Below are 16088 nucleotides of genomic sequence, written 5' to 3'. Positions count from 1 at the left end.
GATCGCCGGCGCGGGTTCGCGCTGCCGATCCGAACGCCGACCAGCTAAGCACGTTGGGCCCGTCCTACCGGCGCGGACAGGCGGCGGCTCGGCGGAATTGCATGGAAAGATTCGATCCTGTGAGTGCAGAGCACCTGGCCGCCGCCGTCTCCCGTATGCGCGAGGCGGACGTCCCGGCCGAGGCCATCGCCACCTTCGAGCGCAACTACCGGATCGTCGAATCCGGTGAATCGGGCTTGATCGCCGAGGAGACGATCGAGCCGATCACCGAGCTACCGGCGCTCGAGGAGCTGCCGGCCGAGGTCGATCGGGAGGCGTTGTCGGCCACGGTGATGGTCCGGCTCAATGGCGGGCTGGGGACCTCCATGGGGCTCGACACCGCCAAGACCCTGCTTCGAGTCAAGGACGGGCTCACCTTCCTCGACATCATCGCGCGGCAGACGCTGGCCTTCCGCGAGCGGCACGGCGTGGCGCTGCCGGTGATCTTCATGAACAGCTTCCGCACCCGGCAGCCGACGCTGGACGCGCTCGCCGCCTATCCCGACCTCGCCGTCGACGGCCTGCCGCTGGACTTCCTGCAGAGCCGCGAACCCAAGCTGCGCGCCGACGACCTCGCCCCCGTCGACTGGCCGACGGATCCGTCGCTGGAGTGGTGCCCGCCAGGGCATGGCGACCTCTTCGGTTCGCTGCGCTCGTCGGGTCTGCTCGATCGACTGCTGTCGGCCGGCTTCCGGTACGCCCTCTGCTCCAACGCCGACAACCTGGGGTCGGTCGTCGACCCGCGGCTGGTGTCGTGGCTGGCCGCGAGCGGCGCGCCGATGGTCTCCGAGACCTGCGTCCGGACGCCGGCCGAGCGCAAGGGCGGACATCTGGCGATGCGGCGCTCGGACGGCCGGCTGATCCTGCGCGAGACCGCGCAGACCTCCGACGAGGACGCCGCGGCCATGCAGGACCTCACCCGGCACCGCTTCTTCAACACCAACAACGTCTGGCTGGATCTGCGCGCCGTCGCCGTCGAGCTCGACCGCAACGGTGGCGTCCTGGAGCTGCCGATCATCCGCAACGCCAAGACCGTCGACCCGTCGGACCCCCGCTCGACGCCGGTGGTCCAGATCGAGTCGGCGATGGGGTCGGCCATCGGCACCTTCGACGGCGCACGGGCCGTCGTCGCCGGCCGGGACCGCTTCGTCCCGGTGAAGACCACCGACGACCTGCTGCTGCTGCGCAGCGACGTCTTCACCCTCGACGACGACTACCGGCTGCAGGCCACAGCCGACCCGCAGCCGCTGGTGAGCCTGGACAAGGACCACTTCAAGCTCGTCCGGGACTTCGACGCTCGCTTCCCGGCCGGCCCGCCGTCGCTCGTCGCCGCCGCCTCGCTCACCGTCGCGGGCGAGGTGACCTTCGGCGCGGACGTCCGGGTCGTCGGCGACGTGTCGGTCGCGGCCGCCGACTTCCCCGATGGCCGCGTGCCCGACGGCACCACACTGGGGTCGTGACCGCCGAGGTCGGTGGGGACGCCGGGGACGCCGGGGACAAGGCCACCCTGCGGCGCCGGCTGGCCGCCGCTCGGCGGGCACTGCCGGAGCCGGATCGCGAGGCTGCGCGGCAGGCGGTGGCCGGTCACGTCCTGGCGCGCGCCGGGCAGTGGTCCGTGGTGGCGGCGTACGAGCCGATGCCGACCGAGCCGGGCTCGGCGGAACTCCTTGCCGCGCTCGTCGCCGGCGGCGTACGGGTCCTGGTGCCGATCACCATGACCGATCGGGACCTGGACTGGGCGTGGTGGCGACCCGGCGGTTCACGTGAACCGTTGGGCCTGGATGCGGTGGGTGCCGCCGACGCGGTCTTGGTCCCAGCCTTCGCCGTCGCCCCGGACGGCACGCGTCTCGGGCGCGGAGGCGGCTCCTACGACCGGGCCCTGCCGCGCTGCCGGCCGGGGGTGCCGCTGGTGGCGCTGCTCTTCGACGGCGAGCTGCTGAGCCGGTTGCCCGGTGACGAGTGGGACGTACCGGTGACCGCTGCGGTCACCCCGGCAGGCTGGCGCGACCTCGGCGTCGCAGCCTCGGGTTAGCAGTCGTAAGCTGGGAGTGCCAGGTCGCAGCCCCGGAGGATCACCCGACGATGCCCACGTACCAGTACGCCTGCACCAACACCGAGTGCGGTAACCGCTTCGAACTCGTCCAGTCCTTCACCGATCCCGCCGCGAGCGAATGCCCCGTCTGCGGCAGCCCGGTGCGGAAGGTCTACGGCTCGGTCGGCGTCGTCTTCAAGGGCTCAGGTTTTTACCGCAACGACAGCCGCTCGCAGAACAGCTCGTCGACCGCCGCCACCAAGGAGTCGTCGTCGAGCAAGGAGTCGAGCTCGTCGTCGGAGTCCTCGTCCAGTTCGTCGTCGAGCTCGGCGTCGTCCTCGGGCTCGTCTGCCTCCCCTGCCTCGTCGAGCTCGCCGGCCGCGAGCAGCAGCTCGTCCTCGGGCAAGGCCGCCTCGTCGGCCTGATCCACCACCAGGACACGCTGTAGCAGGACGCACCGACACATCGGCGCGGAGCATCCACACTCGGGCGTGTCGTCCACAGCCGGTCGTGACGACGCCCCGCGACGGTCCCGCGACTCCTAGCGTCGCGGCATGCCCTGGGACTCGATACGCCTGACGCTCTCCCGGATCGGGACGCGGTGGCGGGTGGCGGCTGCGGCGACGTGCCTGCTGCTGGCGGGGGTGAGCGCGCTGACCGGTCGGGTCGGGCGCGCCCCGGCGCGGGCGCCTGCCGCCGTCGTCGTGGCCGCACGTGAGTTGGGCGCCGGGCACCGGCTCGGGGCGGGCGACCTGCGCCTGTCCCACCGCGTCCGCGGTATCACGGGGACGGTGAGCTCCCCCCGCCGCCTGCTGGGGCGCCTCCTGGCCGGGGCCGTGCTGCGAGACGAGCCAGTCACCGTCACCCGGTTGCTCGACAACGGCCTGACCCGCGGGTTGGCGGCCGGCAGCGCCGCCGTGCCGGTCGATGTCGGCACCGACGTCCGTGGCGTGGTGCGGGCCGGTGGACGCGTGGACCTGCTTGCGGTGGCGAGGCGTGACGAATTGCCAGACGAATCGCCGCCTGACGGGGCGACGGACCGGGCCCCGCGGGCGATCCGACTCGCGGGCCGGGTGCTCGTGCTCGCGGTGCTGCCTCCGGACGCCGGCGGTGGTGGCTGCCGCCTGGTGCTGGCCCTCCACCGGGACGAGGCGGTGCGGATCAGCGGTGCTCGAAGTGTCGGAGTGTTCCAGGTTGTCGCGTTACCCCCTTAGGGTCTGACGCAGTGACGGCTGCCCGAGCCGTCGTCCCACTCCGGAGAACAGCATGCTCAAGGGTTTCAAGGACTTCATCCTGCGCGGCAACATCGTCGAGCTGGCGGTGGCGTTCGTCATCGGCGCTGCCTTCGCCAAGGTGGTGCAGGACTTCGTCGGCGCGATCATCACCCCGTTGGTCAACGCCCTGCCGGGTTCCAAGGTCGACGGCTTCGGCTTCTCGCTGCGCGGCGGCGATCTCAAAACCAAGACGTTCATCGACTTCTCGACGATCATCAACTCCCTGATCACCTTCGTGGCGACCGCGGCGGTGGTGTACTTCGTCCTCGTGGTGCCGATGAACAAGGTGCAGGAGCGCCGGGCGCTGAAGACGGCCAAGGGCGAGCCGGACCCCACCCCGAAGGCCGAGGACATCCAGCTGCTGGAGCAGATCCGCGACCTGCTGGCGGAGAACAAGAAGTCGCTCTGAGCCCTAGGGGATTCGGCGGGGACGCCCGAGCGCGCCGCGACTCAGTCGCCGTGGTGCGGCGGGCGTTCCCGCCGGTACCACTCCTCGTCGCGCTCGCCGGCACGCTCGGAGCGTTCGTCGCCCCAGCCCACGTCGGAGTCGTCACGAGAGCGGGACGGCAGCACGGGCTCGTCGTCCCGGTCCGGGGCGGCCGGACGACGCGGCGTCTCCCCGGTCACGGGCAGTTCACCCACTCGTCGGTGCCGTCGTCGAAGGTCTGTCGCTTCCAGATCGGCAGCCGCGCCTTGACCTCGTCCACTAGCCGGGCGCAGGCAGCGAACGCCTGACCACGGTGCGCGGTGGCGACCGCGGCGACCAAGGCCACGTCGCCGATCCGCAGTGACCCGATCCGGTGGCTCACGGCCACGGCGAGGACGGCGGGGTCGTCGGCGATCTCGTCGGCGACCTCGCGGATGATCCGGGTCGCGGTCGGGTGGCCTTCGTAGTCCAGGTCGACGACGGTACGGCCGTGGTCGTGATCCCGGACGACCCCCTGGAAGACGACGTGCGCGCCCGCGGTGGGGAGGGCGACGGCTCGCTCGTGGGCGAGCAGATCCAGCGGTGTGTCGGTGACGACGGCGATCCGGACCTTCGGCTCGCGGGACGCAGCCGCGCCGGCACCGTCGTCGTGGACCTGGGCCTCGGCGAGTCGCAGCAGCGGATCAGGGATGGGGTCGGTCATCAGACGCCTCCGCCGGGTCGATGGTCGCCGCCGCCGAGCTGGTCGACGGCGTGGTCGAGCAGGGGTCCGAGCACGGCGAGGCCGTCCTTCACCCCGCCGGGCGATCCCGGCAGCGTGACGACGAGGGCGGCCCCGATGGTCCCGGCGACGCCGCGCGACAGCACCGAGGTCGGCACGCGGTCGCGCGAGACGGCTCGCAAGGTCTCGGCGATGCCGGGCACCTGGCGTTCCAGCAGCGGCCCGATCGCCTCCGGTGTGACGTCGGTGGGCGTCATGCCGGTGCCGCCGGTGGTGATGACCGCTCGGGCGCCGGCGGCGAGTGCCGCGGTGACCGCGTCCCGGATCTGCCCGACCTCGTCGGGGACGATGCGGCGCAGCACGATCTCGTGCCCCATCCCGCTGAGCCCCGCGACGAGCATCTCGCCGCTGTCGTCAGCGCGTTCGCCGCTCGCCGATCGATTCGAGCAGGTGATGACGGCGGCCTTCACGACGCGTGCCAGGGTCCGGACCGGCCGCCGTCCTTGCTCAGCAGCCGGACGTCGGTCAGCCGCGCCCCGCGATCGACGGCCTTCACCATGTCGTAGAGGGCGAGCCCGGCGGTGACCACGCTGGTCAGCGCCTCCATCTCGACTCCGGTGCGGTCGGCGGTGCGCGTGGTCGCGGTGATGGTCACGCCGGTCTCGTCCAGCTCGAGGTCCACGCTCACGCCGTGCAGTGCCACGGGATGGCAGAGCGGGACCAGATCCGGCGTCCGTTTGGCCGCGGCGATGCCGGCGATGCGCGCCACGGCGAGGGCGTCGCCCTTGGGCAGGCCGTCGCGCCGCAGCAGGCCGATGACCTCGGCGGTCGTCTCGAAGCGACCCGTCGCCGAGGCGGTGCGGGTGGTGACGTCCTTGGCCGAGACGTCGACCATCCGCGCTGCGCCCTGCTCGTCGACGTGGGTCAGGGCCGCGGCGGTGGGGTGGGGGGCAGTCTCGGAAGCCACCCGCCGACAGTAGCGGCCAGCGGGCACGCGGCGGCCCTTGCGGGCATCATGGCCGGGTGTCCGTTCCCCCGCACGACCGTCCCCGCCCGTCCCCGGAGACGCCGTCGCCCGCGCCGGCGGACTCGCCGGCGGGGCGTGGTCGACGGCCGCTGCTGATCGTGCTGGCCGTGGCGGTCCTGGTCGCAGCGGTGCTGGCCGTCGTCGCCGTCCGGCGCAACTCCTCCGACAGCGACGCGGGCAGCACCCCGGACGGCGCGGCGTCGATCACGGCCGCCGACGGGGTGGGGCTGGCCGCGCTGGTCACCCAGCCCACCGGCGGCGGCCGTCACCCGCTCGTGGTGATGCCGGCCAGCTACAACGCCGACCGCACCGAGTACGTCGCGGTGGCCAAGACCCTCACCGCGGCCGGGTTCGTGACGGTCTCCTACACCCAGCGCGGTTTCAAGGACTCCGGCGGCGAGGTGGACCTCGCCGGCGAGAAGACCCGGGCCGACGCACGGACGGTGATCGACTGGGCACTGCGCCACACCGCCGCCGACCCGACGCGGATCGGGATGCTCGGGGTCTCCTACGGCGGCGGGATCTCGCTGCTCACCGCAGCCGCGGACCGCCGGGTGCGTGCCGTGGTGGCGCTGAGCACCTGGACGGACCTCGCCGCCGCCCTGGACACCAACCGCACCGCGAACGCCATCGGCCTCAACGGGCTGCTGACGGTGCCGCGGGCGGCGCCGGAACTGACGGAGCTCGCCGCCCGGCTGCGAGTGAACCCGGTCGACAACGGCCCCCGCTTCGACCGCTTCGCCCGGCCCCGCTCCCCCGTCACGTATCTGGATCAGCTGAACCGCAATCGTCCGGCCATCATGATCGGCAACGGCTGGGAGGATTCGCTGCTGACCCCGGCGCCCCTGGTCGGGTTCTTCGACCGGCTCACCACGCCGAAGCGATTGCAGCTCTCGCTCGGTGATCACACCGGCCCCGAGCAGCCGCTGCTCGCCGGCCGGCGCAGCGCGCTGGGTGACGCCGCCTACGCCTGGCTCGAGCACTACCTGGGCGGCAAGGACAACGGCATCGACGAGCAGCAGCCGGTCCAGCTGCAGGACGTCACCACCAAGCAGCTCGCGGGGTTCCGGTCCTGGCCCGCGCCCGGCCGCATCACCCAGTCACTGGCCGCCCCGACGCCGGCGGCGGTGTCGATCGTGCCCTCGGCCTCGGCGTGGCAGGCGTCCCTGACGGTGGGACAGGACTCGGGTGCGCAGATCGGGGGCAGCCAGTTCGTGGCGCCGGACAAGTACGTGCTGCCCTTCACCTCGGTGGCCGGGCTCTCCCCGGACCGCGCCTTCGTCTGGGCCGCGGGACCGACAGGTTCGCCGGCGCGGGTGTTGGGCTCGGTGACGTACCGGCTGTCGGTCGCCGCGAACGCCCCCGCCGTGTCGCTGTACGCCTACCTCTACGACACCGCACCGGGCGGGGTCGGTCGGCTGATGGCGATGACGCCGGTGACGGTGACGGGACTGAGTGGCGGAACGGCCAAGCGAGTGAACGTGCAGCTCGAACCGATCGACTGGACGCTGCCGGCCGGGCACCAGCTCGCCCTGGTGATCGACACGGTCGAGCCGTGGTGGTCACAGGCGGCACCGGCCGGCACGCGAGTCACGGTCTCCTCCACCGCTGCGGCGCCGGCGTCGATCAGCGTCCCGATCGGCTGAGGCGATGCCTCAGGCCGAGGCGCGCAACCCGGGCAGCTGATCGCGACGCGCGATCATCTCCTCGCGCGGGACGCCGGTCATCTCCGACAGGGCAGTGAGGGTGCGACTCCAGCCCCGCGCCTGGTCACGGCCGCCGTCGGCGGCAACAGCGCAGAGGACGGCTGCGGTCCAGGCCGCAGCATCCGCGGCGTCGGTGACGATCAGCTCGTCGGCCAGTGCCGCCGCCTGCTCGACCCGCCGGCCGCCCCATTCCCAGGCCGCGATCCGCTGCGCGTTCTCCCGCACCGACAGCGCGGGATCGAAGCGCGGCCGCGCCGCCGTCTCCTCCGCGAGGAAGTACCGACGGGAACCGGAGCGCGTCGTCATCACATGAGGGTCAACGGCGGCTGTTGCCCCGAGGTTGCGCGGGTGTTCCATCGGGCCGGAGTGATCAGCGTCTCGCCGCACGACCCGGTAGCCTCGCAGGGTCCCCGCCCTCGTAGCTCAGGGGATAGAGCACCGCTCTCCTAAAGCGGGTGTCACAGGTTCGAATCCTGTCGGGGGCACGTTGGCGAGACGCAGGATGGGCTCGGCACGCGCCTTGGGCCAACGGTCTAACCGAGGGCTCGGGCGAGACATGTCTAGCTAGGACTTCGTCAGAACCGAGCGGTGGCCATGTGCAACGGCTGGGTCCTCGAAAGCCGCGAAATCGACGAAGTCACCCCACCGTGCTCACAATGAAGCCTTGCTGACGGTCACGACTGACTGGCCGAAACATCGATCGGAACCCAGCGCAAGGCCCCGCTGAGCGGCGGCGAGTGGTATGCACCCATCTTCTATGCCGCCTCGTCGGTACGCAGCGAAGCCGAGACCAGGCACCACATGGCCCTCGCAGGCCCGAGAAGTCGGGTCAGGTTCGGAATCCCACCATTCCGCGCCGAAGGTGCCGCTCGGCTCGCGCCGGTCTTGCCCTGACAGATACACGCATATAGATTTGGTCCAGCCATGCTGAGAATACGCTTACAACAGGTAAGCGTCAGTGATGCACAGAAGGGTGGCCGCAATGTCGCATCGGGGCGTCACAAGGGTATTAGCCGGCGCGGCGGTGTCCCTCATGACCATCGCGCTTTCATTCGGATGGCCGTCTTCGGCCAGTGCCAACACCATTTGCGGCGACAGCGGTTGCGGACGTTTTTACACTATTTATAAGTACGCAGGCGGCAGTAGCACCGTCGTGGAGTACACCAGTCAGTACGAGTGGATGACCGAGAGTTCGGCAGGCCACCTGCGCGGCTATAGAGGCACCTCCGCGTACACGCAGATGGCCGTGGGCGATAAAACAAATTATTTCCAGGTCCTGGTCACTTTCCAAGGGGGGCACCAAGTGGCCTCGACCGGCTCCAGTAACGGCCAGGACGGCTGGATCTTTGAGTATCGGGCGAATAGCTGTACGGGTGCGGTCAGAGGCATCGTCGAAACCGAAGCCGAGGCGTGGAGAGACTTCCTCGACCAGAGCACTCGGGTCGTCTCCCAGATAGGGGGCCTTTACGAGGTGGGGCTCTACTCCTTCGCCGGGAATCACACGGCGGTGAAACGACCAGAATGCTGAGCCGAGCGGTCAACCGTCCCGCCCTCACGAGGGCGGGACGGTTGACGATCTCGGGCTGCGAGAAAGTGCTCGCGGGACAAACGAGAGCGATGACCACGCCTGCTCAACACAACAACGTCCCCAGAGCCGGCAGACCGATTGATCGAGCTCGGCACGGGCAGTCGGACGCTCGCGAAACGTCCGCCCGGTAGGGGCCGTGACGTGATGACCTCGACCTGACACCGGCCACCCAAAGCAGTCGCACATTGGCCGCGCCAATGGTTCATAGGTCGAGCACTCGCCCAAACCTGGTGCCACACGTTCGAATCCTGTCGGGGCCACGTCGCGAGGCCTCACAGCGGCCTACGGCCCTACCCGCCCTGACGCCCGCCGGCCAGCGGTCGGACGCGAGGAAACTCCGCACCCGCGATGTGGGTACAGGGCTTCGCGGTCCGTCAGATCAGCTCCCCTCGCGGAAGTTACACACGTGTCATCACGCGCCACAAGAGTCCGGCACACAACGGCCGGCGCTGCTAGCGTCCGCACGTGACCCGGATCTTCAGCGCGCTCTGCATCCTGTCGGCCGCGGTGGCCGCCCTGGCGTCCACACCGTCGCAGAACGGAGCGCGGGCGGTGACAGCGCAGCCCGCATCGCAGCCGGCCGCCTGCGTCAAGCAGGTCGACGACTTCCAGTACGCCAATCCCAGCCCGGCGCAGGAGCAGCTGACGGCGACGACGCTCTCGTGCCGCAGCGGCGCACCGTGGGTGCTCACCATCCATGGCGGGTCGTGGATCAACGGCACGCGCGCCTCTGTCCAGGACGCGGTCGACATGTTCTACGGCGCGGGCTGGCAGGTCTTCAACATGGAGTACCGCCGCGGCTCGAGCGTGACGTGGGACCAGCAGAAGAACGACGTCAACGCGGCGCTCAACTGGATCATGGCCCATACCTCGACCTTCGGCCTGGACCCCGATCACGGCACCGTCTACGGCTTCAGCGCCGGCGGCCACATGGCACAGTTCGCCGCGGGCCACGCCGGCGTCTCCAGCATCGTCAGCGCCTCCGGTGTGCTGCGACCCCAGACCGTGACCAGCGGCTGCGGCACCGGCGGACTCTGCGACCGTGAGGCCGCGATGATGGGCTGCACCTACGCGCAGGCGACACCGGGCTCGCAGTGCCTGACCAATTGGCGCGCCTTCATGCCCGAGACGCGTCTCGCCGCCGGGATGCCGCCGGTGTACATGGCGATGGGCGACGACGACACCGTCGTCCCGCAGTCGACGCCAGACGAGTACGCCTCGTTGCTCGCGGCGAAGGGCATCGGCAGCGTCGTCAAGCACGTGCCGGGCGTCGGGCACGCCTCCTCGGTGCTCATCGACGGCGGCTCGCGGGCCTACGCGCTGCGGCAGTGGATCGTCGCCCAGTGGTGACCCCAGCCCGCCCGTCGCACCACTGACGAAGCCGGGTCACGACCGCCGCGGCACCTCCTCCACGACGCTCTCCCCGGACCCCGGCCGCGACTCCCAGCGCCACGACTCGTGTGAGCGGAGCCGGCCATCGGCCAGTAGTTCCAGGCGGGCGGTGCAGTGGCCACCGCTACTCGTGCCGTCGGCCGAGACGTGGACGTAGCGGAAGTCCAGCAGGTCGCCGCATCGGGTCCCGGCGAGGCGACCGAGCCGGATCTCGCCGCCGGCGTACTCCGCCCAGATCAACCCGTCGCGCTCGTGATAGCTGAACGAGGTCGCGGCGTCCACCTCGCCGTCGCCGGAGTTGCTGACACCGACGAGGGTGCGGCCGTCGAGGCTGGGGATCATGCCGCCATCGAAGCAGCCGCGCCGCGAGCCTTCAGGGCAGCTCGCCGAAGGTCCGGACGTAGGAGGCGATGTGCGCTGCGGGCTCGTCGAGTTCGAGGACGGCGAGGTCGATCAGCTCGACCGCCTCGGTGAGGCTGCACCCCTGCCCCGTGGCCAGGAGCACTACTGCCGTCTTGTACCTGCGGGCGTGTTCTTCGAGCATGCTCACGGGTTCGCAGCCGCCCGTGCCGCCGGTTCCGGCCCGGCCGGTATGCGTCACGGTCACGTCAGAACGGGATGTCGGCCCTCGGCACCTTCGGCACGAGGGCGGCGATCACGCCGGGGACGGCGAGCCAGCGTGGCAGGCCCTCGTAGAGGATGACCTTGCCCGAGGTCATGAGCGAGGCCGCCAGCGCGCGTTCCGGGTCGGCCCAGCCGAGGACGTTCATGAGCCCGACGTGGCCGAAGGCACGGTCGGCGTGCTGGCCGAAGATGGACAGCCGCTCGGCGCCGAGCATGTAGCCCGCGCCGTAACGCACCGGCAGTCCGCCCAACCCCAGATCGGGTTCGAGGTGGGCCGAGGTCGTGGTGGCCCCGCGCAGCGACTCCGGCCGCAGCACCTGCACCCCGTCCAGCGTGCCGCCGTGGGCCAGGACGTCGTAGAAGCGAGCGGTCTCCTCGGCGGTGCTCACGACATTGGCCGACGGGATGACGCCGGTGAGGAATCGCGGGTCCCCGGACATCGTGACGACCTCACTCAGCGAGGCACCCAGGACCCGCGACACGTACGTCGAGATCGGCGGCAGCAGCACCGGGCCCGTCCGATAGGACGGCGCGACGAGCCCGACGTCAGCCGGGGCGACCCCGTAGTTGGACCACCGGAAGCCCAGCGGATCGAGGACGAGCTCGGCCAGGTGCTCACGCAGGCTCCGGCCGGTGGCACCGAGCACGACCTCTTCCAGCACGAACCCGCCGCTCACCGCGTGGTAGATCAGCCGGCTGCCCGGCCGCGCCACCGGCCGCATCCGGCTCATCGTGTCGCGGATGAAGTCCGGGTCGGCGAGCCGGCCCAGATCGGTCGCGCCCCGCGGCAGGAACGGCACGCCGGCCCGGTGACCGAGCACGTGTCGGATCGTCGTGTTGGCCTTACCCCGTTGTCCGTAGCCCTCGACATAGTCGGCGACGCGATCGTCCAGACCGAAGTGGCCGCGCTCGGCCAGCGCGTGGACGACGGTGGCGGTGAAGCCCTTCGACGCGGAGAAGATGCAGTAGGGCGTCTCCGGCCGGGCCAGCACCTTCTCCGCGTCCGGCGGATCGGACGGGCCGTTGCCCCACGCATGGCCGATGGCCCGGTTGACCACGACCGTGCCGTGGCGACGCACGGTGAGGACGACGGACGGGTGGACCCCCGTGCGGTACAGCGCGACGGCGGCGCGCCACATCCGCTCGACGTCCCGCTGGCGCAGCCCCGCCGAGGCCGGGTCCGCCTCGACGCCGATGGTGGTGACGGCGTCGAGGTCACGCGGGAGGCGGATCCGCGCGTCCGCCCAGCGGGGCACGACGCCGCGATACGGCGTGCGGCGACGGACGAGTGTGGTGTCGATCAGGGCAACGTTAGGGGTTCCCGGCCGGCTCGTCGCGTTGCGCCGCGCGTCAGCCGACGCGCCGCATCCGGCGGATGGTGAGCCCGCCGTCGTCGAGCAGCTCGCCCAGCCGCGCGGCGAAGGCGGCCAGGTGCGGTGCGGCGAGGTGCGCGTCCAGCTTCTCCGCCGAGGTCCAGTTCTCGTAGAAGGCGAACTCGTCGGGGTTCTCGACGCCCTGGTGCAGGTCGTAGTTGACGCAGCCGTCCTCGGCGACGGTGAGCGGGACGAGCTCCTGCAGCGCCTGCTTGAGCTCGTCGCGCCTGCCCGGTGCCGCCGTCATCGTGGCCACGACGGTGAGCAGGTCCCGGTTGTCGTCGGTAGGGGTGGGCATGGCGACTCCTCGCGGCAGCTGACAGGTTCTCACCCAACGTATTGCACGCAATCGACCGGCCACAACGGATAGGTTCGTGGCATGACCGTCCGCCGCGACCTGGCCGAGTCGATGGCCGATGCCGCGGCGGCTTGGCTCGAGCTGCTGGACGCCGACCAGCGTGCGACGGCCGTCGGTGCGGTGCCGGCGGACGACGCCACCGACGACGAACGTCGCCGCTGGTTCTACACGCCCACCGACCACGGCGGGCTCACGCTGCACGAGCAGCGGCCGGCCCAGCAACGGGCCGCGATGCGCCTGGTCGCCACCGGACTCTCCGAGGCCGGCTACGTCACGGTGGCGACGACGATGGGGCTGGAGAACGTCCTGGACCGGGTCGAGGACTTCACCGTCCGCTTCGACCGGGAGCGGGGCCGGGATCCCGGCATGTACTACCTGCGGGTCTTCGGCGAATCCGGTGGCGAGCGACCCTGGGGTTGGCGCTTCGGCGGGCACCACGTCTCGCTGAACAACCTGGTCGTCGACGGCGAGCTCGTGGCCGTCACCCCCTGCTTCATGGGGGCCGATCCGGCGAGCTCTCCGCTGCTCGGTGGCGCGGTCAACCGACCGCTCGGCCGCGTCGAGGACCTCGCCCGACAGCTGGTGGCTTCGCTGTCGCCGCCGCTGCGTCAGCGAGCGGTCGTGCTCGACAAGGCGCCCTCGGACTTCGTCACCGCCAACCGCACCACGGTTGCCGAGGGCAACCGGGTGATCCCGCTCGCGGGCATCTGGCGCACCGAGCGCTTCCGCGACGACGAGGAGCAGGACAAGCTGCAGGATCTCAGCGACCGCATCGACGCCGCGGCCGACTACGACGAGGCCGACCACACCGCCGTCGAGTACACCGAGCAGCCTAAGGGAGTGCCGGCCGCCGAACTCGACGCGGACCAGCGGGCCACGCTGCGCGCGCTGCTCGACACCTACTTCCTGCGGGTGCCCGACGGCCTCGCGCCGGACTACGACGAGACCGCTCTGGACGCCGTCCACGTGGCCTGGGCCGGCTCGCTGGAGCCCGGCGCGCCGAACTACTACCGCCTCCAGGGACCGAGCCTGCTCATCGAATGGGACAACACCCAGCGCGACGCCAACCACGCTCACTCGGTGTGGCGTGATCCCGGCACCGACTTCGGCCTCGACGTGCTGGCCCGGCATCACGCCGAGCACCGGCACCGGACCCGGTAGGTTGATCTCCGGCCGTTTTCGCAGGAGTCGGGAGGTGTGGTGACGGCAGCAGAGCAGGAGTCCGACGCCGACATCCTCGCCGCCGAGCTCGCGCTCGAACAGGCCCACGTCACCCGGCTCTACGAGTTGCGCGACCGGTTGCTGGCCGAGGCGCAGCAGTCGCTGGCCCGGACGGCGCGCAGCGGCACCGTCGGGACCCCCGGCGCCCGGGCCGAGCGGGACGCCTTCATGCGGCTCTACGGCGAGCGGGTGCGGACGCTGGAGAACGTCGAGGCGCGGATGTGCTTCGGCCGCCTCGACCTGGCCGGCGGCGAGCGGCGCTACGTGGGACGGATCGGGCTCTCGGACGCCGACGACGCCGGCGAGCGCCACGAGCTGCTCGTCGACTGGCGCGCCCCCGCCGCCGAGCCGTTCTACCAGGCGACGGCGGCCCGTCCGGAGAACGTGTTGCGGCGGCGACAGATCGCCACCACCCGGCGTCGGGTCACCGGCATCCAGGACGAAGTGCTGGACCTCGAGGGCTTCGAGGCCGCCGGGGTGGACGGCGGGCATGCCGTCCTCGGCGAAGGGGCGCTGTACGCCAGCCTGGACGCCGCCCGCGGGCCGCGGATGCGCGACATCGTCGCCACCATCCAGGGTGACCAGGACGCTGTCATCCGCGCTCCGCTCGCCGGCGTGCTCGTGGTCCAGGGCGGTCCCGGCACCGGTAAGACCGCGGTGGCGCTGCACCGCACCGCCTTCCTGCTCTACGCCAATCGCGAGCGCATCGCCCGCTCGGGCGTGCTGCTCGTCGGCCCCAACCGCGTCTTCCTGCGCTACATCGACCAGGTGCTCCCCGCACTCGGCGAGGCCGACGCGGTGGTGATGTCCACGCCCGGCGAGCTGTATCACGGCGTCGTCGCGACGGCAGCCGAGCCGGCCGAGGTGGTCGCACTCAAGGGCGATCTGCGCATGGCGAAGGTCATCGCCGAGGCGGTACGGCGCCGGCAGCGCCTGATCGACTCCGGCCGCCCCCTGGACATCGAGGGCACCGTCATCCGGCTGCAGCCGCGGTACGTCCGCGAGGCACGAGAGGCCGCCCGGCGGACGCGGGCACCGCACAACGTCGCTCGTCGCACCTTCGTCTCCGTGGTGATGAAGCACCTGCTGCGCGTCCTGGCCGAGGCGCGGGGGGTGGACGTCGACGACGACTCGCGGCCGGGACTGCTGAGTGAGCTGTACGCGGCACGGGACGTCCGCCGCGAGCTGAACCTGTGCTGGCCGCCGCTGCCACCCGAGCGCCTGCTGCGTGATCTCTACGCCCGGCCGGAGCTGTTGGCCGAGGCGGGCGGACGACTGAGCCGAGACGAGCGGGCACTGCTGCGCCGCGACCGCGACGCCCCCTGGACGCCGGCCGACGTCCCGCTGCTCGACGAGGCCGCCGAGCTGCTCGGCGCCGACGAGACCGCCGGCGCGACGGCGGCCGCCGCGCGCGCCGAGGCCGACCGCCGGGCCGAGGTCGAGTACGCCCGACAGGTGCAGGACACCTTCGGTGGCGCCGGGTTCGGCACGGCCGAGCAGCTGGCCAGCCGCTACGCCGCCAGCCGCTCGGCGACCAGCGTCGCCGAGCAGGCCGACACCGACCGCACCTGGGCCTTCGGACACGTCGTCGTCGACGAGGCCCAGGAGCTCTCACCGATGGCGTGGCGGCTGCTGATGCGGCGCTGCCCGTCGCGCTCCTTCACCGTCGTCGGCGATGTCGCGCAGACCGGCTCCGCCGCGGGCGCGTCGTCCTGGGGGGAGGTCTTCGAGCCGCACGTCGGCGACCGCTGGCGTCAGGCCGAGCTCACCGTCAACTACCGCACCCCCGAGCAGGTGATGGACCTCGCCGCCGCGGTGCTGCGGGCCGCCGGCTCGTCGGTGCAGGCCCCGACCTCGGCGCGGGTGGGTCGCCACGAGCCCCGCTTCACCCGACTGGACGAGTCGCCGTACGCCACCACCGCGCTCGCCGCGATCGTCGAGCAGGAGTGGCGCGACGCGGGCGCGGGCACGGTCGCGGTGATTACCTCTGCCGCGGGCCATCACGACAGCGCCACCGCCATCGCCGAGGCGCTGCCCGAGGGCATCGTCACGGCAGACTCGAACGCGCTCGGCTCGCCGGTGTCGGTACTGACGGTCGCGCAGGCCAAGGGTTTGGAGTTCGACACCGTGGTGATCGTCGAGCCGGCCCGCATCGTGGCCGAGTCGGCGCGCGGTCTCAACGACCTCTACGTCGCGCTCACCCGCCCCACGCAGCGGCTGCACGTGGTGCATCACGAGGCGCTGCCGGCCGGGCTCGCGCCGTCCTGACCGACGACCGCCGCCTGACCCACGCCCGCAGCCTGACC

The 16088-nt window shown here is 71.5% G+C and carries 19 protein-coding genes and 1 tRNA gene; 11 read left to right on the top strand and 9 right to left on the bottom strand.

Annotation, left to right across the window (positions count from 1 at the left end):
* The first annotated feature begins 119 nt into the window (after window positions 1–119).
* The 5 genes from AC0NZQ_RS07015 (at window position 120) to mscL (ending at window position 3754) form a co-directional block, all read left to right on the top strand.
* Entirely contained in the window at window positions 120–1499 is a 1380-nt protein-coding gene (locus tag AC0NZQ_RS07015) for a UTP--glucose-1-phosphate uridylyltransferase (RefSeq protein WP_474528967.1), read from the top strand.
* Complete coding sequence (locus tag AC0NZQ_RS07010) at window positions 1496–2071, top strand: 5-formyltetrahydrofolate cyclo-ligase (protein ID WP_474528966.1); 576 nt, start codon at window positions 1496–1498, stop codon at window positions 2069–2071. Before AC0NZQ_RS07015 ends, AC0NZQ_RS07010 begins: the two co-directional genes overlap by 4 nt.
* Window positions 2072–2121: 50 nt before the next feature.
* Entirely contained in the window at window positions 2122–2496 is a 375-nt protein-coding gene (locus AC0NZQ_RS07005) for an FmdB family zinc ribbon protein (RefSeq protein WP_474528965.1), read from the top strand.
* A 129-nt stretch (window positions 2497–2625) separates the two neighbouring features.
* Entirely contained in the window at window positions 2626–3285 is a 660-nt protein-coding gene (locus AC0NZQ_RS07000; RefSeq protein ID WP_474528964.1) for an SAF domain-containing protein, read from the top strand.
* A gap of 52 nt (window positions 3286–3337) precedes the next feature.
* The gene (gene mscL, locus AC0NZQ_RS06995) at window positions 3338–3754 is read left to right on the top strand and encodes a large conductance mechanosensitive channel protein MscL (protein ID WP_474528963.1); all 417 of its coding nucleotides are present in this window, start codon (window positions 3338–3340) and stop codon (window positions 3752–3754) included.
* A 41-nt stretch (window positions 3755–3795) separates the two neighbouring features.
* Here the strand turns inward: mscL and AC0NZQ_RS06990 are convergent, their stop codons facing one another.
* From AC0NZQ_RS06990 to moaC, 4 genes are read right to left on the bottom strand one after another with little or no spacing between them, the layout of a single operon-like run.
* The gene (locus AC0NZQ_RS06990) at window positions 3796–3972 is read right to left on the bottom strand and encodes a hypothetical protein (RefSeq protein ID WP_474528962.1); all 177 of its coding nucleotides are present in this window, start codon (window positions 3970–3972) and stop codon (window positions 3796–3798) included.
* A complete protein-coding gene (locus AC0NZQ_RS06985; RefSeq protein WP_474528961.1) occupies window positions 3969–4475 on the bottom strand; it encodes a molybdenum cofactor biosynthesis protein MoaE in 507 nt (168 codons plus the stop codon). The genes AC0NZQ_RS06990 and AC0NZQ_RS06985 overlap by 4 nt, the downstream gene beginning before the upstream one ends.
* The gene (locus AC0NZQ_RS06980) at window positions 4475–4963 is read right to left on the bottom strand and encodes a MogA/MoaB family molybdenum cofactor biosynthesis protein (protein ID WP_474528960.1); all 489 of its coding nucleotides are present in this window, start codon (window positions 4961–4963) and stop codon (window positions 4475–4477) included. Before AC0NZQ_RS06980 ends, AC0NZQ_RS06985 begins: the two co-directional genes overlap by 1 nt.
* On the bottom strand, window positions 4960–5460 hold the full coding sequence (gene moaC, locus AC0NZQ_RS06975) for a cyclic pyranopterin monophosphate synthase MoaC (RefSeq protein WP_474528959.1): 501 nt from the start codon (window positions 5458–5460) through the stop codon (window positions 4960–4962). Before moaC ends, AC0NZQ_RS06980 begins: the two co-directional genes overlap by 4 nt.
* 56 nt (window positions 5461–5516) lie before the next feature.
* On the opposite strand from moaC, the gene AC0NZQ_RS06970 reads away from it, so the two are divergent.
* Window positions 5517–7166 (top strand): alpha/beta fold hydrolase, encoded by a 1650-nt coding sequence (locus tag AC0NZQ_RS06970; RefSeq protein WP_474528958.1) that lies wholly within the window; start codon window positions 5517–5519, stop codon window positions 7164–7166.
* 9 nt (window positions 7167–7175) lie between these two features.
* Here the strand turns inward: AC0NZQ_RS06970 and AC0NZQ_RS06965 are convergent, their stop codons facing one another.
* On the bottom strand, window positions 7176–7532 hold the full coding sequence (locus AC0NZQ_RS06965; protein ID WP_474528957.1) for a hypothetical protein: 357 nt from the start codon (window positions 7530–7532) through the stop codon (window positions 7176–7178).
* A gap of 106 nt (window positions 7533–7638) precedes the next feature.
* Here AC0NZQ_RS06965 and AC0NZQ_RS06960 point away from each other — a divergent pair.
* The 3 genes from AC0NZQ_RS06960 to AC0NZQ_RS06950 all read left to right on the top strand — a co-directional run bounded on the left by AC0NZQ_RS06960 (window position 7639) and on the right by AC0NZQ_RS06950 (window position 10164).
* Window positions 7639–7711 (top strand) — tRNA-Arg (locus AC0NZQ_RS06960).
* A 548-nt stretch (window positions 7712–8259) separates the two neighbouring features.
* Complete coding sequence (locus tag AC0NZQ_RS06955) at window positions 8260–8754, top strand: hypothetical protein (protein ID WP_474528956.1); 495 nt, start codon at window positions 8260–8262, stop codon at window positions 8752–8754.
* Between the two features lie 525 nt (window positions 8755–9279).
* On the top strand, window positions 9280–10164 hold the full coding sequence (locus AC0NZQ_RS06950; RefSeq protein ID WP_474528955.1) for an alpha/beta hydrolase: 885 nt from the start codon (window positions 9280–9282) through the stop codon (window positions 10162–10164).
* 36 nt (window positions 10165–10200) lie between these two features.
* Here the strand turns inward: AC0NZQ_RS06950 and AC0NZQ_RS06945 are convergent, their stop codons facing one another.
* The 4 genes from AC0NZQ_RS06945 to AC0NZQ_RS06930 all read right to left on the bottom strand — a co-directional run bounded on the left by AC0NZQ_RS06945 (window position 10201) and on the right by AC0NZQ_RS06930 (window position 12501).
* Window positions 10201–10548, bottom strand: coding sequence for an avidin-fold protein (locus tag AC0NZQ_RS06945; RefSeq protein WP_474528954.1), 348 nt, complete (start codon window positions 10546–10548; stop codon window positions 10201–10203).
* Between the two features lie 31 nt (window positions 10549–10579).
* The gene (locus AC0NZQ_RS06940; protein WP_474528953.1) at window positions 10580–10813 is read right to left on the bottom strand and encodes a hypothetical protein; all 234 of its coding nucleotides are present in this window, start codon (window positions 10811–10813) and stop codon (window positions 10580–10582) included.
* A 1-nt stretch (window position 10814) separates the two neighbouring features.
* Window positions 10815–12086 (bottom strand): serine hydrolase domain-containing protein, encoded by a 1272-nt coding sequence (locus tag AC0NZQ_RS06935; protein WP_474528952.1) that lies wholly within the window; start codon window positions 12084–12086, stop codon window positions 10815–10817.
* 94 nt (window positions 12087–12180) lie between these two features.
* On the bottom strand, window positions 12181–12501 hold the full coding sequence (locus AC0NZQ_RS06930) for a putative quinol monooxygenase (RefSeq protein WP_474528951.1): 321 nt from the start codon (window positions 12499–12501) through the stop codon (window positions 12181–12183).
* Window positions 12502–12582: 81 nt separating this feature from the next.
* On the opposite strand from AC0NZQ_RS06930, the gene AC0NZQ_RS06925 reads away from it, so the two are divergent.
* Window positions 12583–13722: a DUF3500 domain-containing protein gene (locus AC0NZQ_RS06925; protein WP_474528950.1), complete on the top strand. Its 1140-nt coding sequence runs from the start codon at window positions 12583–12585 to the stop codon at window positions 13720–13722.
* Window positions 13723–13761: 39 nt separating this feature from the next.
* Complete coding sequence (locus tag AC0NZQ_RS06920; protein WP_474528949.1) at window positions 13762–16050, top strand: HelD family protein; 2289 nt, start codon at window positions 13762–13764, stop codon at window positions 16048–16050.
* Window positions 16051–16088 lie beyond the last annotated feature (38 nt).

It is taken from the genome of Jatrophihabitans sp. sgz311053, assembly GCF_056135305.1.
This window is presented reverse-complemented; position numbering and strand designations above follow the sequence as displayed.